12 protein-coding genes are annotated in these 16,692 nt (G+C 66.6%); 6 read left to right on the top strand and 6 right to left on the bottom strand.

All coding sequences use genetic code 11. The features are described from left to right. Positions 1–10: 10 nt before the first annotated feature. Positions 11–769: a trehalose-phosphatase gene (gene otsB / locus CR918_RS14550; protein ID WP_088101059.1), complete on the bottom strand. Its 759-nt coding sequence runs from the start codon at positions 767–769 to the stop codon at positions 11–13. 166 nt (positions 770–935) lie between these two features. Continuing rightward, positions 936–3,368: a TonB-dependent receptor plug domain-containing protein gene (locus CR918_RS14545; protein ID WP_099843444.1), complete on the bottom strand. Its 2,433-nt coding sequence runs from the start codon at positions 3,366–3,368 to the stop codon at positions 936–938. Positions 3,369–3,607: 239 nt separating this feature from the next. Between CR918_RS14545 and CR918_RS14540 the strand changes: the two genes are divergently transcribed. The 4 genes from CR918_RS14540 (at position 3,608) to CR918_RS14525 (ending at position 9,144) form a co-directional block, all read left to right on the top strand. Next, complete coding sequence (locus CR918_RS14540) at positions 3,608–4,084, top strand: DUF3574 domain-containing protein (RefSeq protein WP_032975156.1); 477 nt, start codon at positions 3,608–3,610, stop codon at positions 4,082–4,084. A gap of 36 nt (positions 4,085–4,120) precedes the next feature. Next, positions 4,121–4,981, top strand: coding sequence for an SH3 domain-containing protein (locus CR918_RS14535; protein WP_099843442.1), 861 nt, complete (start codon positions 4,121–4,123; stop codon positions 4,979–4,981). Between the two features lie 109 nt (positions 4,982–5,090). Then, entirely contained in the window at positions 5,091–6,809 is a 1,719-nt protein-coding gene (locus CR918_RS14530; RefSeq protein ID WP_099843440.1) for a thiamine pyrophosphate-dependent enzyme, read from the top strand. A gap of 727 nt (positions 6,810–7,536) precedes the next feature. Continuing rightward, a complete protein-coding gene (locus tag CR918_RS14525; RefSeq protein WP_099785180.1) occupies positions 7,537–9,144 on the top strand; it encodes a SulP family inorganic anion transporter in 1,608 nt (535 codons plus the stop codon). A gap of 59 nt (positions 9,145–9,203) precedes the next feature. On the opposite strand, the gene CR918_RS14520 is transcribed toward CR918_RS14525, so the two are convergent. Next, positions 9,204–9,914: a glutathione S-transferase gene (locus tag CR918_RS14520; RefSeq protein ID WP_032975154.1), complete on the bottom strand. Its 711-nt coding sequence runs from the start codon at positions 9,912–9,914 to the stop codon at positions 9,204–9,206. A gap of 149 nt (positions 9,915–10,063) precedes the next feature. Between CR918_RS14520 and CR918_RS14515 the strand changes: the two genes are divergently transcribed. Together CR918_RS14515 and clpB are read left to right on the top strand one after the other, a co-directional pair. Beyond that, positions 10,064–10,879, top strand: coding sequence for a DUF3014 domain-containing protein (locus tag CR918_RS14515; RefSeq protein ID WP_099843438.1), 816 nt, complete (start codon positions 10,064–10,066; stop codon positions 10,877–10,879). A gap of 180 nt (positions 10,880–11,059) precedes the next feature. Then, entirely contained in the window at positions 11,060–13,645 is a 2,586-nt protein-coding gene (gene clpB / locus CR918_RS14510) for an ATP-dependent chaperone ClpB (protein WP_032975152.1), read from the top strand. An 84-nt stretch (positions 13,646–13,729) separates the two neighbouring features. Here the strand turns inward: clpB and CR918_RS14505 are convergent, their stop codons facing one another. The 3 genes from CR918_RS14505 to CR918_RS14495 form a co-directional block, all read right to left on the bottom strand. Further along, positions 13,730–14,530, bottom strand: coding sequence for a MipA/OmpV family protein (locus CR918_RS14505; RefSeq protein WP_099843436.1), 801 nt, complete (start codon positions 14,528–14,530; stop codon positions 13,730–13,732). A gap of 141 nt (positions 14,531–14,671) precedes the next feature. Further along, positions 14,672–15,961, bottom strand: coding sequence for an ATP-binding protein (locus tag CR918_RS14500; protein ID WP_099785174.1), 1,290 nt, complete (start codon positions 15,959–15,961; stop codon positions 14,672–14,674). After that, positions 15,958–16,692, bottom strand: a complete 735-nt coding sequence (locus CR918_RS14495; RefSeq protein ID WP_099785172.1) for a winged helix-turn-helix domain-containing protein — start codon at positions 16,690–16,692, stop codon at positions 15,958–15,960. The genes CR918_RS14500 and CR918_RS14495 overlap by 4 nt, the downstream gene beginning before the upstream one ends.

The raw sequence follows: 16,692 nt of genomic DNA, 5'->3' as shown, positions 1-16,692 counted from the left end.
GGGGCCGGGGTCAATACGCATTCTCACGCAGCCAGGCGTGCACGCTGCGTATGTCGGGCAGCGCGAACACCGCTGCACTGGGTTCACGTTCGCCGATCAACACGCTCCAGCCATGCAGGCCATTGGCCGCATCGAAGCCGAATTCATCGGTCAGGTCATCGCCGAGGAACACCGGCAGACGACCACGGAACGGCAGGTACTGCATCAGCCGACGTACGGCTCGGCCTTTGTTGGTAGCCACCGGGACGAATTCGACGACATGGTCGCCCGGCTGCAGGCGATAGCTGGCACGGCCGCGCACGTGGCGGTCGGCGAAGGCGCGCACATCGTTGGCTGCATGCGGCGCGCCACGCCAGTGCAGGGCCAGGCCTACGCCCTTGTTCTCGACCAGTACGCCGGGGTGGCCATGGGCGAAACGCATGGCTTGTTGATGAAGCGCATGCAGCCAGTCGGCGGTGTCGTCACCATGCTCATCGCGTATCACGTGCCCGTCCTGCGCACGCAGTTCGTGGCCATGCAGGCCCGCAGCGGGAAGCTTGAGCGGCGCGAACAACTGGTCCAGCTGTTCAAGCGGGCGACCACTGACCAGTGCCACGGCACCTTCCAGCCGATCGCTGATGCGGCCGATGGCTTCACGCACATCGGGGAGAAGCTGCACGGCGTCGGGGCGTGCAGCGAATTCGATCAGGGTGCCATCCACATCGAGGAACAACGCGCAGGCGTCGTCCAGCAATGGAGGTGGCGGACGCAGGGGGAGCGGTTCAGCCATGGCGACCACCATGCCAGCGGCGGCGTGTACGCGGGGTCGAGGTCAGGCTACGGCTGGTGCGGACCAACGGTCCGCACCCACCCGGTGGGTGCCGGCGCACCCACCCGCAGCGATCCATCGCGTCCCGGTGGGTGCCGACCGTTGGTCGGCACGTTGTTCGCAGCAATCAGAACGTGTAGCGCACGCGACCGTAGTAGTACGCACCGTTGCTGCCTATCGGCGACAGCACGTCGTAGGGCAGGTTGCCGAAGTAGTGGATGTCCTCGTTGGAGCGATCCGGGTAGTTGTCGGTCAGGTTCTGCCCACCGATGGCCACGCTCCACTGCGGGGTGATGCGGTATTCCACTTCCGCATCCAGCTGCCACTCGGCCTGGTAGGTCTGGCGGGGAATGTAGCCATCACCGAAGTTGAATACGCGGGTCGCGCTGCCGTAGCGGTTCACCCGGCTGCTCAGCGACCAGCGGTCGTTGCTCCAAGCCGCTGAGAAACTGCCACGGGTGCGCGGGGTGGCGTCGGTCAGCGTATTGGTCTCTTCGATGCCGAACAGCACGTAGTCCGGGTCCAGCGCCTGCAGCTGCGCCGGTGTGGCCAGCACGTTCTTCAGCGTGGTCTTGGTGTAGGCGTAGGTGCCGGTCAACAGCAGCTGGCCATCGCCCAGCGACTGCCGCCAGTTGCTCACCAGCTCGGCGCCGCGGGTGCGCGTGTCGGCGGCGTTGACGAAGAAGCTGGCGCTCTGCAGGCCGCCGACGCCGTAGTTGGTGGCCACGTAATCGGTCAGCGCATCGCCGGTGATGCTCTCGGACAGTGCGATGCGGTCGTCGATGTCGATCTGGAAGAAGTCCAGCGACAGGTCGAAGTGCTCGCCGATGCGGCTGGTGAAGCCGAGCGAGGTGTTCAGCGACTTCTCCGGCTTCAGGTCCTGCGCCCCCAGGCCACGGGCGATGGGGTTGTTGACCGAGAGCAGGCGGCCCTGCACCAGCTGACCGCCGGCGTTGTAACCGGTGGAGGTGGATTCGTAGCCGATCTGCGCCAGCGACGGTGCGCGGAAATTGTTGGAGATCGCGCCGCGCAGGGCGAATGCCGGGGTGAACTCGTAGCGCAGGCCGAGCTTGCCGGTCAGTTCGCCGCCGAAGTCATCGCTGTGCTCGTAGCGCGCGGCCAGGTCGGTGGAGAATTTTTCGCCGAACTGGCTGGACAGGCTGGCGTAGGCGCTGGCCACATCGCGTGACAGGGTTGCCGCGTCCTGCGGAGTCAGGCCACCGCCTGCCTGCGAGCCGGTCGGACGATCGGTGTACGGGCCGGCGGCGTAGCTGGCCGGGTCGCCTGGACGGGTCTGGTAGCGCTCGTGGCGGGCTTCGGCGCCCAGGCCCAGGGTGTGGCTGATGCTGTCGCTCTGCGAGAACACGCGGCTCAGGTCGACGTTGCCCACGGTCTGCGCGTACTCGTAGTCCGCGGTCTTGAAGCGGGTCGGGCTGGTCGGGCCCAGCGAGGCATTCAGCGAATCGCGCAGACGATAGGTGAAGTCGTTCTGGCCGTAATCCAGGCTGCCGTCATAACTCCATTCACCCCACTGCCCACGGATACCGGCCACCGCCTGCACATCGCGGTTCTCGCCTTCGGAGATCGGCCGGTAGCCATTGGGGTAGACCTCCTTCCAGTTGGCATCGCCATCGGGATAGCGGAAGTAGTTCGCGCCTTCGGTATCACGCTGGTTAAAGGTACCGAACGCATAGAACGTCGCGGTCTTGCCCACCGGAATCTCGGTGTTCAGCCACAGATTGATGTCCTTGCTGGCGCCATCGCCGAGCACGTAGTTGCGCTTGCCCTGCAGGGCAAGATTGGCCTCGGTCTGGTCCCACGGCGGAATCTGGTCGAAGCCGGCGCGGTTGGTGCCGTTGCGCTTCTTGTATTCCAGGCCGACGCGCAGGAAGCCGCCGTCTTCGCCCAGCGAGGTGCCGACCTTGGCACTGAGGTTGCCCGTCTGGCCGTCGGTGAGGGTGCGGCCGATCGGCTTGAGGTCGGTGTGGTTGGCGCCGTAGCTGGCTTCGATCTCGCCGCCGTCGCCGCCGTTGTCGAGGATCACGTTGATCACGCCGGCCACGGCGTCAGAGCCGTACAGCGCACCGGCGCCATCGCGCAGTACTTCGATGCGCTTGATGGCGCTGACCGGAATTGCGTTGAAGTCGACCGGCGTGGTGCCCTTGCCGATCTTGCTGTCGGTGTTGACCAGCGCGGTGTGGTGGCGGCGTTTGCCGTTGACCAGCACCAGCACCTGGTCCGGCGACAGACCGCGCAGCTGCGCGGCGCGCACGTGGTCGGCGCCGCCGGAGTTGGACTGGCGGGGGAAGTTGAACGAGGGCAGCAGGGCCTGCAGGGCGCTGCCCAGCTCGCCATTGACCACGCCGGCCTTGCGGATGTCCTCGGCGGTCAGCACGTCCACCGGCGAGGTGGATTCAAGCACGGTGCGGTCGGCGGCGCGGGTGCCGGTGACGATCACCGTGTCCAGGTTGGTGGCGGCGTCCTGGGCCGAAGCCAGGGCGGGGGACAGGGCGAGCGCGATGGCGAGGCCGAGCGGCGACGCGGACAGGCGGGTGGACATGCGGACTCCAGCAGCAACGACGTGGGGAAGGGGGGGGAGATAGTTTCACTTACATCCATCCGGATGAAGCGATATATTATCTTGGCGTGAGGAGGCGGTGCGATGCAAGTCCCGGCTCCCATCGCATCACTTCATGCCCTGCCCGCATGAGGGCATTGGTTGCAGCCGCAACCGAGGCGCAGGTGTACCCTCCGTGCCCCTTCGTCGTGCTTTTTCCCCTTCCCGGAGCGCTGTTCCCGATGAAACACCTTGGCCTTGTCTTCGCCGTGCTGCTGGCCACCAGTGGCTGCGCCAGCCTGTCCTCCAAGGCGCCCAGCGCCTATGCCACCACCGCCGACCTGCAGGGCGACGCCGCGCGTCCGTCCAGCGGCCACGGCTGGGTGCGCAGCGAGCTTTATTTCGGCGTGGGCGAAGAGCAGGGCGCCGGTGACCGCCCGCAGGCCGACACCATCAGCGACGCGCAGTGGCGCGCGTTCCTGGACAAGGAAGTGACGCCGCGCTTCCCGGACGGCCTGACCGTGTTCGATGCCTACGGCCAGTGGCTGTTCCGTGGCGATGCCTCCCCGAACCGCCTGCGCACCAAGGTGCTGGTGGTGCTGCACGAGGACAGCCCGCAGCGCCGCGCCGACATCGAAGCGATCCGTCTGGCGTGGAAGCAGCAGACCAGGCACCAGTCGGTACTGTGGTCGCGGCAGGCGGTTGACGTATCGTTCTGACCTGGACGCGCCACTGTGGCGCTGCAGGGAATGACGATGACACCCAGGGATGTGCTGATGGCGGTGATGCTGGCCGGTCTGTTGGCGCCGGCGGCACAGGCGCAGGACGAGGACCGGGGCCCGCTGCGGTTTTCGCCGGCAGCGGGCGTGCAGGCGGCGGTAGAGGTACAGGAGGACGGCATGCTTGCCGTGCTCCTGCAGCCGGCAGGTAAACGGCAGCGCCTGCCTGGCGCGCCGGATGCCGAGGGACATTCGCGCGTGAGCGCAGAGGATCTCGATTTCGACGGGCGTCCCGAGCTGGTTGCGCGCGCGGCGGTGGGCATGGTCAATGAGGCCGTTGCGGTCTACCGCTTCGACGTGGGCAGCGGTGAGTTCCGCGCACTGAAGGCGGTGACCCATGGACACGACCAGTGCGGTGACCTGATGGGCCTTACCGCCGACGCCGCCACGCGCACGCTGACCGCCAGCTGCCGCAGCGGGCCGATGTGGTACACCGACGTGTATCGCTTCAACGGACCGCAGCTCTATCTGTACCGCGGTGAGAGCGTGTTGATGTTGGGCGATACGCTGAACCGGGCGCTGCACTGGGAAGAGACCGAGAACCAAGGGCCACTGGCGGTGTGGCGCACCTACGATCCCTCCGGCAAGGTGCTGGAAAGCGCCATCGGCGACGGGCTCGGCGCACCAGCAAGCGGTGCGCCGCTGGTGGGGCTGATGGCGAGCGTGCTGCCTGCGCGCCTGTTCCTGTTCGATCATCCCGGTGCGTCCAGCACGCAGCGCTACCTGGTGCAGGGTGATCGCGTGGAGATGCTGGATGAGCAGGATGGTTGGCTGCAGGTGCGCTACCGCAACCCGAAGCGCGGCGTGGTGACGGGGTGGATCAACGTCAACGATTGACGGCAGCCCTGCCCGGAGTTTGCACGACAAGGTGATCGGCCTCTTGCCCACGGGAGCATCACTTCACCGGGACTAGCCTCGGGGTTCCCCCTTGCAAGGCTGTAGTCCCATGAGCAAGCGCGTTGCCGAGATCGTCGTCGATACCCTGCAGCAGGCGGGCGTCCGCCGTTGTTATGGCATCGTCGGCGACACCCTGAACCATGTCACCGACGCACTGCATCGCAGTGAGATCGAGTGGGTGCATGTCCGCCATGAAGAGGTCGCGGCGTTCGCGGCCGGTGCCGATTCATTGATCAGTGGCCAGCTGACCGCCTGCGCGGGTTCGTGCGGTCCTGGCGGTCTGCACTTCATCAACGGCATCTTCGAGAGCAACCGCAACCGCGCGCCGATGGTGCTTATCGCCAGCCAGGTGGTCACCAGCGAACTGGGCATGGAGTTCCCGCAGGAAGTGGATTTCAAGGCGGTGTACGGCAGCTGCACCGTGTTCTGCGAACAGGTGCACAGCCCGGCCCAGGCAAGGCGCGTGGTAGCGCTGGCCTGCCAGGCGGCGATCAGCCGCCGCGGTGTGGCGGTGGTGATCCTGCCGGCCGACATCAGCGAAGCGGAAGTGAAGCACGATGTGCCGTTCTCGGTGCATCACACCCAGCCGGTGCTGCGCCCCTCCGATGCCGAGCTGCAGCACATCGCCGAACTGCTGGGCCAGGGCAAGCGCATCGGCATCTATGCCGGCGCCGGTTGCCAGGGGGCACATGCGCAGCTGCTGGAACTGGCGCGGCGCCTGCAGGCACCGGTGGCGCACACCTCGCGCGCCAAGGATTTCGTCGAACCGGACAACCCGTACAACATGGGCATGACCGGAGTCTTCGGCATCGAATCCGGGTTCCACACGTTGATGGAGTGCGACACGCTGCTGCTGCTCGGCGCGGATTTCGCCTGGGGCCAGTTCTATCCGGACAAGGCCACGATCATCCAGGTCGACCGCGACGGCAGCCACCTCGGTCGCCGCCATCCGGTGAACCTGGGCGTGGTCGGTGATATCGCACCGACGCTGGACGCGCTGCTGCCGATGCTGCCCCCGCGCGAAGACAGCAGTTTCCTGGACGAATGCATCGAGCACCGCGACAAGGCGCTGAAGAAGCGCGAGCAGGAGGAACAACCCGGCGAAGGCGAACTGATCCATCCGCAGCACCTGACCGCGCTGCTGTCGAAGTACGCTACCGACGATGCGCTGTTCACCGCGGATGGTGGCTCGCCGATGGTGTGGGTGCTGCGGCACATCCGGGTGAACGGCCGGCGCCGCACGCTGACCAGCCTGCTGCACGGCACGATGGCCAACGCGATGCCGCAGGCGCTGGGTCTGCAGAAGGCCTTCCCGGGGCGGCAGGTGATTTCGTTGTCCGGCGATGGTGGGTTGGCGATGTTGCTGGGCGACCTGCTGACCGCGGTGCAGGAGAACCTTCCGATCAAGGTGGTGGTGTTCAACAACGGCTCGCTGAATTTCGTCGAGCTGGAGCAGAAGGTGGAAGGGCTGCTGGACAACTACACCGACCTGAAGAACCCGGATTTCGGCCGGTTGGCCGAGGTGATCGGCTTCCATGGCCGCACGGTGACCCGCAGCGAGGACCTGGAAGAAGCAGTGCAGGATTTCCTGGCCCAGCGTGGGCCGGCGCTGCTGGATGTACATACCAGTCGCGCGGAGCTGGTGATGCCGCCGCAGATCGAGGCCAAGCAGGTGGCAGGCACGGCGTTGTATGCGGCCAAGGCGGTACTGAGTGGTCGCATCGACGACGTGAAGCATCTGCTGGTGGACAACTTCCTGAAGAAGTGAGGGTTGGCGTCTGATGCAGGGCTGCGCCCTGCACCCGCCGAATCAACGTCAACGTCAACGTCAAAAGCGGGGTATCGGTGGGATGGCGGGGTGGGTCCGGTTGCGGGGGACGCCGTAAACCCCCAGACCGGCCCAGCCGCTGGCGGCTGTGCGTTCTGGCGCTTGCGAAGCAGTGCTTCGCAAGCAAAGCGCCCTCACCCTTGGGGGCTTGGCCGCGGCATCCATGCCGCGGACACCCCCGCAACCGGACCCACGCCGCCTTCGACAGATTTCCGCGATCTGTTGGAATGGCATGGCCTGTTGCTAGTGGGACCTTGGTCGACACAGTAGATCCACGCCATGCGTGGATGTCTGTCGGTAGTGCCGGCCGCTGGCCGGCAACCACGCAGATGCCTGCGATCCGGCGCCTGAGAGCGCAGCGACCGGCTTCTGCTTTTGATCTTTTGATTCTCTTCCGTGGCTGGCGCCCGCAGGAAACTGTCCGTGGCCGGGCGGGGTGGGCTGCGCAGGACCGTTGGCGCCATGGATGGCGCCATCGAGCCCCCATGGACGGGTTTACGGCGTGTCCTGCGCAGCCCACCCCGCACGACCCACTCCGATAGGCTGCTTTCAGCGACCAACCACGAGGGGCTCCGCCGTTGGCTGGAACCCATCATTCCACTCGGGAATTGGCGCGCCGGCCCCGCTGGGCCTACCATCGGCGGTCCCCACCCCCACCGCCCCTTCCATGTCCGCTCCCGCTTCCACCGCGCCGCGCCGCTGGTTCGTCGCTGGCGACTTCAATGGCTTCTTCGGCCTGGTCGTCGACAACCTCTCCATCCTCGGTTTCATCGCCATGGCGCTGGTCGGGATGTTCCAGTTCCCCGCCGACGTGGTCTTCGGCCGCATGTTCCCCGGCACCGCCCTGGGCGTGCTGGTCGGCAACCTGCTGTACACCCTGATGGCACGGCGCCTGGCCGCGCGTACCGGGCGCGACGACGTCACCGCCATGCCGCTGGGCCTGGATGCACCGACCAGCATCGGCATGGCGCTGCTGGTGCTGGGCCCGGCCTTCCTGGCCTTCAAGCAGCAGGGCCTGGACCCGCATGCCGCCGCCATCGCCACCTGGCAGCTGGGCATGGCCTCGCTGGTCATCATGGGCGTGCTCAAGCTGATCCTGTCCTTCTTCGGTGAAGCGGTGACCCGCGCGCTGCCGCGCGCTGCGCTGCTGGGTTCCATCGCAGGCATCGCACTGGTGCTGATGGGCCTGCTGCCGTTGCTGGAAACCCTGCGCTCGCCGCTGGTGGGCTTCACCACGCTGGGCCTGCTGCTGTACGTGCTGATCGCCAAGGGCAAGCTGCCGCTGCGCGGCCCCGGTGTGCTGCTGGCCTTCGTGTTCGGTACCGTGCTGTATTACGGGCTCGGCCTGGCCGGCCTGGGTGTGCCCGGCTTCCAGATTCCGGCCTGGGTGCCGCCGCAGGTGGTGCTGCCGCTGCCGACGCTGGGCTTCATCGAGGGCCTGCCGACCGCGATGACCTACCTGCCGCTGCTGTTGCCGTTCGGCCTGCTGATGGTGGTCGGTGGCATCAACGTATCCGAAAGCGCGCGCGCGGCCGGCGATGACTACCGCACCCGCGACATCCTGCTGGTGGAGGCGGTGGCCACGCTGGTCGCCGGCGTCTGCGGTGGCGTTGCGCAGACCACCCCGTACATCGGCCAGCCGGCCTACAAGCACATGGGCGCGCGCAGCGGCTACACGCTGCTGACCGGCCTGTTCGTCGGCATCGGCGGCATGCTCGGCATCATTTCCGGGCTGGTCCAGTGGCTGCCGCTGGCGGTACTGGCGCCGATCATCGTGTACGTGTCGATCGACATCACCACCCAGGCCTTCCAGGCCACCCCGCGCCAGCATGCCGGTGCGATGGTGCTGGGCTTCCTGCCGTCGGCGGCCTACCTGCTGGCGATCAAGGCGCCGGGCTGGATTCCGGCCGAGCAGATGGGCGCGCTGCTGACCCACGTCGATGGCCACGGCCTGCCGGAGCTGGCGGTGATCTTCGCGCTGGGCAACGGCTTCATCATCACTTCGATGCTGTGGATCGCCACCGTCGCAGCGATGGTCGATGGCCGTCTGCGCCGCGCCTGCGGCTTCCTGCTGGTGGCGGCGGCGCTCACCCTGTTCGGCCTGATCCATTCGGTGGATCCGCGCGGCGGCATCTACCTGCCGTGGGATCTGCAGGGCCTGGCCCGCGTCATCAGCTGGCAGTTCGCCGGTGCCTATGTGGCGCTGGCCATCCTGCTGGGGCTGCTGTCGCTGCAGAAGCAGGCGGTGAAGCCGCTGGCTGAAAACGCCCATTGACCGGTAGCGCCGGGCCATGCCCGGCGTTGGGTTGCGCTGCCGCCGGGCATGGCCCGGCGCTACTTCTCGCCATCCAGTTCCGGGTAATGCCGGAAGATGCCGTTGGTGTTGAAGGCAAGCCGCCGTTCCGAAGCGAGATAGGCGGCGATGCCTGGCCGTTGTTCCACCCGATCCTTCAGCGCGCGCAGCAGTGGCAACGTCGGCCACAGCGCCTGCATGCGGCGTGGGAACATATAGTCCAGCCCGCTCAGCAACTGGAACAGCGACAGGTCCACGTAGGAGTGTTCGCGCAGCGGGTGGCGACCGCCATTGGCCTTCAGCACCTGCTCGAAGTAGCCAAGGAATTTCGGCAGGCGCTCATCGCGCATCGCTGCCGCGCGCGCCCTGGCCTCGGTCTTCTGGTCTTCGTAGTACTTCGACGCGGCGATCGGATGGTGGGTGTCGTGCACTTCGGCCACCAGATCGGCGATGGTCAGCTGCAACTGCAGCGCCTGCATGCGCCGCGAGGCGGCCTGCGGAACCAGATCCAGCGTCGGGCCGAGGAAATCGAGAATGGCCGCGACCTGCGCGATGACCTGTCGCCCCGCCTTCAGGAACGGTGGCGCGAAAGGCTGCGCACCTTCGCTGTGGCCATCGAGGAACGGCTGCATCACGGCGTCGCCGTGCACACGCGCCATGTCCACGTAATCGGCGCCGGCATCTTCCAGCGCCAGCCGCACGAACTCGCCACGGCCCTGGATGCCGGTCCAGTAGTACAACGCGTACTGCATGAAGGCTTCTCCACCCAACAGGAACAGCAGGGTCGCGCGTACCGCGCAAAGCAGGCGTGAACCACAACGGCAGCGGAATGGCTGGGGAACCCCGCCGAATCAGGGCAGTCACACCTTGTCCATGCAGGTGAAAAGCGAGGTTCTGCATCATGCAGAGTGGAAAAGCGGTCTGGCCCTGGGTTCTGGGCGTGGTGGTGGTGGGCGGCGCGGGCACGTGGTTGTTCCGCGACCAGTTGCAGCACCTGGCAGATGGCGTAGCGGTGCCGGAGCAATCCGCGCCGACCTCGGCCGTCGCCGCACCGAAGCCCGCTGCTACGCAGGAACCCGCACCCTCTCCGATCAAGCATCCGCTGGATTCCGAGGCCGCCGCCGATCCTGCGTTGCCGAACCTGGCCGACAGCGATGCCGCCGCCTGGAGCACATTGAGCGGACTGTTCAAGGGCGAGGGCGCGTTGACTGCGCTGTTGCGCGATCACCTGATCCAGCGCCTGGTCACCCAGGTCGACAACCTGGACAAGGCCAGTGTGCCGCCTACCGCGCTGGCCTTCCGGCCGCTACCGGGCAGCCTGCAGGTGGAGCCGGGCGAGGGCGGCGAACGCATCGCCGCGGCCAATGCAGCGCGCTATGCGCCCTATGTGCAGGCCTTCACTGCGCTCGACCCGGCGGCGGCGACCCACGCGTACAAGCGCTTCTATCCGTTGATCCAGCAGGCGTATGTCGATCTGGGCCGTCCTGACGGGTATTTCAATGATCGCCTGGTAACGGTGATCGACCACCTGCTGGACACCCCGGAGCTGGCCCAGGCGCCACTGCTGCAGCGCGATGAGCGCGGCCGCTACCGCTTCGCCGATGCCACCCTGCAGTCGCGCTCGATCGGGCAGAAGGCCTTGCTGCGCATGGACGTGGCGCAGGCGCGGGCGGTCAAGCAGCAGCTGCGGGCGATCCGGGCCGCGATCACCCATTGAGGCCTCCAGCGTGCGGATCTGATCCGGATCAACGCGCCGACAACACCGCTTCCGGCATGCTGGCCACAGGCTGACTGGCCTTCGAATGCAGTCGCAGCCACCCTTGAAACGGGGTGGGGCAACCGCATCTTTCCAGCATCGCCGGCGCGGGCCGGCCAAGATGACCGATGAGGTTTCGCAATGCGGATGGACAAGCTCACCTCGCGTTTCCAGCAGGCGCTGGCAGACGCGCAGTCGCTGGCGGTAGGCCGCGACAACAGCATCATCGAACCGGTGCACGTGTTCAGTGCCCTGCTGGACCAGCAGGGGGGCAGCACCCGGCCGCTGCTGGCCCAGGCCGGCGTCAACGTGCCGGTGCTGCGCGAACGCCTGGACGAGGCGCTTGAAGCGCTGCCGAAGGTGTCCGGCCAGGCCGGCAACCTGTCGATCGGCAACGACCTCAACCGCCTGCTCAACCACACCGACAAGCTGGCCCAGCAGAACGGTGATGCCTTCATCGCCAGCGAGTGGTTCGTGCTGGCCGCGCTGGAAGACGGCGGCACGCTGGGCATGGCGATGCGCGCTGCCGGTGCCGACAAGGCGCGCCTGCAGACCGCCATCGACAAGCTGCGTGGTGGCGAGAACGTGCAGTCGGAGAACGCCGAAGAGCAGCGGCAGGCGCTGGAGAAGTACACCATCGACCTGACCGCACGCGCCGAGAGCGGCAAGCTCGACCCGGTGATCGGTCGCGATGAAGAAATCCGCCGCACCATCCAGGTGCTGCAGCGCCGTACCAAGAACAACCCGGTGCTGATCGGCGAACCCGGCGTGGGCAAGACCGCGATCGTCGAAGGCCTGGCCCAGCGCATCATCAATGACGAAGTGCCTGAAGGCCTGCGCGGCAAGCGCGTGCTGTCGCTGGACATGGGCGCGCTGATCGCCGGCGCGAAGTTCCGCGGTGAATTCGAAGAACGCCTGAAGGGCGTGCTCAACGACCTGGCCAAGAGCGAAGGGCAGATCATCCTGTTCATCGACGAGCTGCACACCATGGTTGGCGCGGGCAAGGCCGACGGTGCGATGGATGCCGGCAACATGCTCAAGCCGGCACTCGCGCGCGGTGAACTGCACTGCGTCGGTGCGACCACGCTGGACGAGTACCGCAAGTACATCGAGAAGGATGCCGCGCTGGAGCGCCGCTTCCAGAAAGTCTTCGTGGGCGAGCCGACGGTGGAGGACACCATCGCGATCCTGCGCGGCCTGAAGGAAAAGTACGCGGTGCACCACGGGGTGGAGATCACCGACCCGGCCATCGTCGCTGCGGCCACCCTGTCCAACCGCTACATCACCGACCGCCAGCTGCCGGACAAGGCCATCGACCTGATGGACGAGGCCGCTTCACGGCTGCGCATGGAGATCGATTCCAAGCCGGAGGAACTGGACCGGCTGGAACGTCGCCTGATCCAGCTGAAGATCCAGCGCGAGATGCTGAAGAAGGAAAAGGACGACGCTTCGCGGCAGCGCCTGGCCGATCTGGAAAACGATATCGATGCGCTGGAGCGCGAGTTCTCAGATCTCAACGAAGTCTGGAAGTCGGAGAAGGCCGCGCTGCAGGGCACGACGAAGATCAAGGAACAGGTCGAGCAGGCCAAGGTTGAACTGGAGTCGGCGCAGCGCCGGCAGGATTTCGCGCGCATGAGCGAGATCCAGTATGGCGTGCTGCCGCAGCTGGAAAAGCAGCTGGCTGCCGCCCAGGAAGTGGAGAACCACGACTTCAAGCTGGTGCAGGACCGTGTCACCGACGAGGAGATCGCCGAGGTCGTCTCGCGCTGGACCGGCATCCCGGTCAACAAGATGCTCGAAGGCGAGCGTGACAAGCTGCTGCGCATGGAAGAGGTGCTGCACAACCGCGTGGTCGGCCAGGAAGAGGCGATCAAGGTGGTGTCCGACGCGGTGCGTCGTTCGCGCGCTGGCTTGTCCGATCCGAATCGACCGGGGGGATCGTTCCTGTTCCTGGGCCCGACCGGCGTGGGCAAGACCGAACTGTGCAAGTCGCTGGCCGAGTTCCTGTTCGACAGCGCCGACGCGATGATCCGCATCGACATGAGCGAGTTCATGGAGAAGCACAGCGTCGCACGCCTGATCGGTGCGCCCCCCGGCTACGTGGGCTATGAGGAAGGCGGTTACCTCACCGAGGCTGTGCGCCGTCGCCCGTATTCGCTGATCCTGCTGGACGAGGTGGAAAAGGCGCATCCGGATGTGTTCAACATCCTGCTGCAGGTACTGGACGACGGTCGCCTGACCGATGGCCAGGGCCGCACGGTGGACTTCCGCAATACCGTCATCGTGATGACCTCCAACCTGGGTTCGCACCAGATCCAGGACATGAGCGGCGATGACACGCCGGAGGCCTACACGCAGATGAAGGCGGCGGTGATGGGCGTGGTGCAGGCGCACTTCCGTCCGGAGTTCATCAACCGCTTGGATGACATCGTCGTGTTCCATCCGCTGGACAAGCAGCAGATCAAGCAGATCGCGCGCATCCAGATGCGTGGCCTGGAAAAGCGCCTGGCCGAGCGTGGCCTGAAGCTGGTGGTGTCCGATGCAGCGTTCGATCTGCTCGGCAACGTCGGCTTCGATCCGGTCTACGGTGCGCGTCCGCTGAAGCGTGCGATCCAGGCACAGCTGGAAAACCCGCTGGCGCAGAAGATCCTGTCCGGTGCGTTCGTCAACGGCGATACCATCGAAGTGGGCAACGACGGCGGCCATCTGGTGTTCGCCAAGGCCTGATGCGTGCCACGGGGCGCTGCATGATCGCAGCGCCCCGTCTCTTTGCCAGCGCGAACGTCGGTGTCCGGCGCTCGCCGGCCATGCTCAGAACCGGTGCGTATACCCGGTCATCAACCCGAACTGGTTGGCCTTCTGCACGATAGGGCTGTCGGCGGCGTCGCCGAGCAGGCGGGTGCCTTCCACGGCGATGTACCAGTTGCCATTGCGACCAGCGCGATGGCTCCATTTCATGCCCAGCCCGGCGCTGACCAGGCCGGCCTTGGGCTTGTGCTGGGCGAAACCGGTACGTGCGGCCTGGTCGGGGCTGACGCCGTACCAGGTCTGCATATAGCCGCGGTTGCCGTAGTCGGTGGAGACGCTGCCGCTGACCACGCCACCGGCCAGATCGAACAGCGGCATCTCCAGGTTCAGGTGGATCTGCTGGGTGGCAAGGCCGTTGTCGCCCTTGTCATCGTCTTTCAGCGTGTACTGCCAGGAACCACTCAACACCGCCTCACCCAGCGTATAGCCAGCCGCCAGGCCGACCAGGGGCCGGGTATCGATATCGCCCATGCCACGCAGGAAGTCCGAGCCGCCGAGGATCGAGTTCTTCTCGCGTCGGCTGCCGCTGCCGCCGACGTAGGCACGCACGCGGGTGTGTTCGCCGATCGCCGTGCCCCAACCCGCACCGCTGGTACCCAGAAACCAGCCGCCCGGCGAAGTCACGTCGAACGACAGCGTCGGTGCGGCCTGGAATTCCTCGCTGCCGCTATAGCGCGGGGCAACGCCGCCACCGGCGGCCAGCTCGAAGGTCCATTGATCCTCCTTGGTATGCGCTGTGGACGTTGCGAACAAGGGCAGCAGGGCCAGGCCGAGCAGGGTGGGGAAACGGCGACGGTGGGACATGGCAACTCTCTACAGTGGGAGGAAATGCAGTGCGCGCATCCGGCGCGTGCTGCTGGGTCGACAGCGTGGCGGGATGCCACCGACCAATCCGTCCGCAGTTGTGCGGGAGTTGTAAGCAACTGTAAGCGCGGCCCGTGGCGTTCAGCTGGCAGCCAGTGGCCAGTGCATTTCCAGGCGTGCACCGCCCAGGGTCGCGCGTCCCACGCGCAGCTCGCCGTGGTGACGAACCGCGATGCGCCCGGCGATGGCCAGGCCAAGACCAAAGCCGCCGGTGTCGCGGCTGCGGCTGTCATCCAGGCGGGTGAACGGGCGCAACACCTTCTCGCGATCGCCTTCGGCAATGCCGGGGCCATCGTCATCCACGCGCAGGCAGGCCTTGCCGGCCACGCTGACCAGTGACACCTCCACACGGGTGCGTGCATAGCGCATCGCGTTGCCGACCAGGTTGCTCAGGGCCAGCTGCAGCAGGCGTGGCTCGGCATCCACGCGTGGCAGCGCGCTGGGCCAGACCTGCAGCACCAGGCCCGCGCGCTCGGCATCGCGCCGTGCATCTTCCATGCAGGCCTGCAGCCAGTCGTTCGCCTCGATCCGCTGCATGGGCTCGGCGTCGTTGGGATGCTCCAGCCGCTCATAGGCCAGCAGTTCGCTGACCAACCGGTTGAGCTCGGCCAGATCACCATGCAGGCCGGCAGCGAGGTGTGCCCGCCGCGCCGGGTCGTTGCTGTCCTGCATCAGATCCAGGCCGAAGGCCAGGCGTGCGATCGGCGTGCGCAGCTCGTGGGAAATGGCATGGGTAAGATCGCGCTGCCGTTGCACCAGTTCGGCCACGCGCGCGGCCATGCGGTTGGAATGCTCGACGATGACCCGGATCTGCGAACGTGGCGATACCTGCGCACGCGCCTGCAGGTCGCCGGCACCGATGCGATCGGCATGACCCCGCAGCGCTTCCAGGTCGCGCCACAGCAGGCGTACCCAGGCATACAGGCAGGCGCCGACCAGCAGCAGGATGCACAGGTAGGCGGCGGCGGTCATGTACAGGGTCATCTGCACCTCGCCGGGAAGGCGCAGCTGCAGCCAGGGTCCGTCAGTCCCCTCGATAGGCAGCAGCACCTGCTGGTAGCGCTCACGGACGATGAAGCCGTCCCCGCGCAGGGCACTGCGCTCTTCGTCATCGAGCACGGGCGGTGCATCCAGCAGTGACAGCGCAATGCCGTAATGCGGCTGCCACTGCAGCAGGCGCTGCTGTTGCTGCTGGCGGTCCAGGCCGGCCAGTCCGCTGCGCAGCGCATACACCTGTCCGCGCACCTGTTCGACGAAGACTCGTTCCTGCAGGGGCGTGTAGATGCGGTCCAGCAGGTGGTTGAGGCTGAACACCGACACCAGCAGGCAGCCGCCCGTGACGAACCACAACCACAGGAACAGGCGCTTCACGCCGACCAGGCCGAGGGATTGAACTGGTAACCGCGGCCCCACACGGTCTTGATCCGGCGCGGTTCGCGCGCGTCATCGCCCAGCTTGCGGCGCAGCTTGCCGATGCAGACATCCACGCTGCGGTCCAGGCCATCGAAACCGATGCCGCGCGCCGCCTGCAGGATCTGGTCGCGCGACAGGATCTGCCCAGGCTGGCTGGCCAGCAGCCAGAGGATCTCGAATTCGGTGGTGCCCAGCTCTACGGGCTGCCCATGCAGGTGGACCTCGCGCTGCACGCGATCGATCAGCAGTTCGCCATGCATCAGTCTGCACGGCACGCCGACAGGGCCGCTGCCATGGCGACGGCGCAGCAGCGCACGCAGGCGCGCCAGCAGCAGGCGCGGCTCGATCGGCTTGTGCACATAGTCATCGGCGCCGGACTCCAGGCCCAGCACCTGTTCGATATCGTCCTCGCACGCCGTCAGCATCAGGATCGGCACGTCGGAAAAACTGCGGATCTGCCGGCACACATCGATGCCACCGAGGCCAGGCAGCATCAGGTCCAGCACCACCAGTTCCGGCGCGTGCTGGCGGCAGGCCGCGCTGGCCAGGTCGCCACGCGGCACGTGCTGCACGGCAAATCCATGTTCGCTCAGGTAGTCGCTGACCAGCTCGGCCAGGCGGCGGTCGTCCTCGACCAGCAGCACCTGGGTCGGGTTGCCGGCGGCGGGAGTCCACGGGGAGGGCTGCAT

Source organism: Stenotrophomonas indicatrix, assembly GCF_002750975.1.
Lineage (GTDB): Bacteria > Pseudomonadota > Gammaproteobacteria > Xanthomonadales > Xanthomonadaceae > Stenotrophomonas > Stenotrophomonas indicatrix.
The sequence above is the reverse complement of the archived record's forward strand: the minus strand, read 5'-3'. Positions and strand labels throughout refer to the sequence as shown.